The following is a 2,393-nucleotide window of genomic DNA, read 5'->3' on the forward strand; positions in this document are numbered from 1 at the left end:
AGCCCAAGCCCAAGCCCAAGCCCAAGCCCAAGCCAACCCAGGCCAGACGCGCTAGACAGCGTTGTCGCACTTTGGTGCGCGGCACCCCGAGTCAATCCATTTTGCGTCGTCCGTGGCGGACGACTCTCTGCACGACTAGTCGCTAGCGTGGGTGAAATGGGTAAGTGAAATAGCGCTGGCGGGATAGATCGCGGCTTTTCACTCAGTCCTCGTATTGCTGGGATGCATTCTTGCCGCAATAGCGATGTATTGAGTGAGCAAGCCGAGACGGTTTTTGCTCTGGGAGCCGCTTGTGCGGTCAGCTTGGTTGCCACGGCCTGCTGTGCTGAATTGTTCAGCGGCTACTGCCATTTTTCCTGGTGACTTGCAGTATTTTGCAAGGTGATTTGTAGTTAAATTTGCTGCCCAAAAAATAAGCGGGCGCAATTTTGTAATTTAAATAATGAATTACATTATTTATTTACGTAATTAATGCGCTGATGCCCAAGGCACGCCTATCGGCAAATTTGCGATCACTGCAGGGGAATGGCAGCTTGGGTGAGGCTGGCGCACGGGCCTGGACGCCTGAGCCAGCAGGACTTGCAGATTTGTAGCGCGGCTAACAAAACCATGGGGAGAGCCCGGGCCACGGTGCACCCATGCACGACAGTGCTGGTAGTCGGCCTGGCAGCCCCAGCACAGTAGCGGGGGAGGTTAGAAGCGGTTCATCGTCTGCTGGATTTGATTGATATGGCGGTGGTACTGCCTTGAAAGCAGCTGCGGAATGCGCCTTGGCATGAGGGAAGCGCCACTTCCCCAGCAGTTTAGGGTGGTTGATGGCATGCCAGAACCGGCTGGTGCGGTGATTAATAGATCATTAGGAAAATAAAATAAATTTTAATAGAAATTTCCTATTGATTGGATGGGCTGCCCGCCCTAGTTTTCTGAGGCAGCACCCTGTCGCACCACATGATGCACACAGGATGTCGTTTGCCCTTCACCGAGAGAATCCAGTCATGACACAGCCCAGCAATTCCACAGCCCTGCATGCCAGACCGGATGCCGCGCTGCATACTCCCAGTGACTTAAGCGCAGCAGCCACCCGTGATATCAGTGCTGCCTTGAATGGCGTGCTGGCCGATGTATTTGCCTTGTATCTGAAAACCAAGAATTTTCATTGGCATGTCAGTGGTCCGCACTTCAGGGACTATCACCTATTGCTGGATGAGCAAGGTGATCAGCTGTATGCCATGACCGACCCATTGGCAGAACGCATCCGCAAGGTGGGGGGATCAACATTACGCTCCATCGGCCATATCGCGCGCCAGCAGCGCATCAAGGATAACGATGCCAGTTATGTCACTCCACAGGACATGCTGGCCGAGTTGCGCGAGGATAATGCGACCTTGGCCACCCGCTTGCGCGAGGCACATGGCGTCTGTGAGGAACACCGCGACATTGCAGGTGCGAGCCTGATCGAGAACTGGATAGATGAAACGGAGCGTCGTAGCTGGTTCCTGTTCGAGGCCAGCCGCCGCTGATGCTGGCTTGAGCCGGGGAGCGGCTGCACCAGCAAAGAAAACAGCTGCTGGTCATGCCAGCAGCTGTTTTTAATCATGCCCACAGGCCACTCCCCACTCATGTGGCGTGGCTAACAACACCTCGGAGAGCTTCCGCGCCCAAGTGCACCGACCCAGGCGGTACTAATGGCAAGGCAAGGAGTACCGCGCCGGGCGCAGGGTCCGCGGAGCTTAGCGTGGTGCTGTCGTTGACAGTGCATTCTTCTCTTCTACCATACGGTCCAATAGCTGCAAGACCACGGCACTGTCCTGCTCCAGCGCTTGCATGTGCCGCAGGACGGCATCTTCGTCGAGCACGGCCTTGCTGGCGGTAGCGGCAATGGCCTGCTCGATGCTGTCGGCAACGCGCTGGTCGGAGGAGGCCAGCTGACTGAAGGAGCGGGTGTTGCCAAAGCTGTTATGGCCTTCTGCCTGACGCCAAGGTGCCAGGTCGCTGCCATGGGGAATGGCCTTACCTTCCTCGATGGCGTGATAGACCATCTGCTTGTGCATCACATGGCCCACCTTTTGCAGCGAAACCTGCGACATGTCGCGGACTTTCTGGACTTGACCCAGCACGGTATCGGATTGTTCGGCCAGTGTGGCGAAGCGGTTGCGGAAGGACTCGACCGATGACTTGACCTCGGCGGCCACCGATCCGGCTTCACCCGCACGGCTTTGCATGTCACCAATGCGGCTGGATAGGCTGCCCAGTACCGATTGCACCCGATGGGCGGTGTCTTTGCTGCGTTCGGCCAGCTTGCGGACTTCGTCGGCGACTACGGCAAAACCGCGGCCCATTTCGCCGGCGCGTGCCGCTTCGATGGCGGCATTCAGTGCCAGCAGATTGGTCTG

At 57.0% G+C, this 2,393-nt stretch carries 1 protein-coding gene and 1 pseudogene; one reads left to right on the forward strand and one right to left on the reverse strand.

Annotated elements, in window-relative coordinates; all coding sequences use genetic code 11:
• The first annotated feature begins 995 nt into the window (after positions 1-995).
• Entirely contained in the window at positions 996-1,520 is a 525-nt protein-coding gene (locus tag EAY64_RS20115; RefSeq protein ID WP_103526516.1) for a Dps family protein, read from the forward strand.
• Between the two features lie 488 nt (positions 1,521-2,008).
• On the opposite strand, the pseudogene EAY64_RS20925 reads toward EAY64_RS20115, so the two are convergent.
• Positions 2,009-2,393, reverse strand: a pseudogene (locus EAY64_RS20925) (methyl-accepting chemotaxis protein); the annotation flags it as partial.

The organism is Aquitalea palustris, assembly GCF_003693445.1.
Taxonomy (GTDB): domain Bacteria; phylum Pseudomonadota; class Gammaproteobacteria; order Burkholderiales; family Chromobacteriaceae; genus Aquitalea; species Aquitalea palustris.

What these genes read in the sequence shown, in the direction of transcription:
- EAY64_RS20115 (WP_103526516.1), top strand. Translation starts at nt 996, where the DNA reads ATGACACAGCCCAGCAATTCCACAGCCCTGCATGCCAGACCGGATGCC.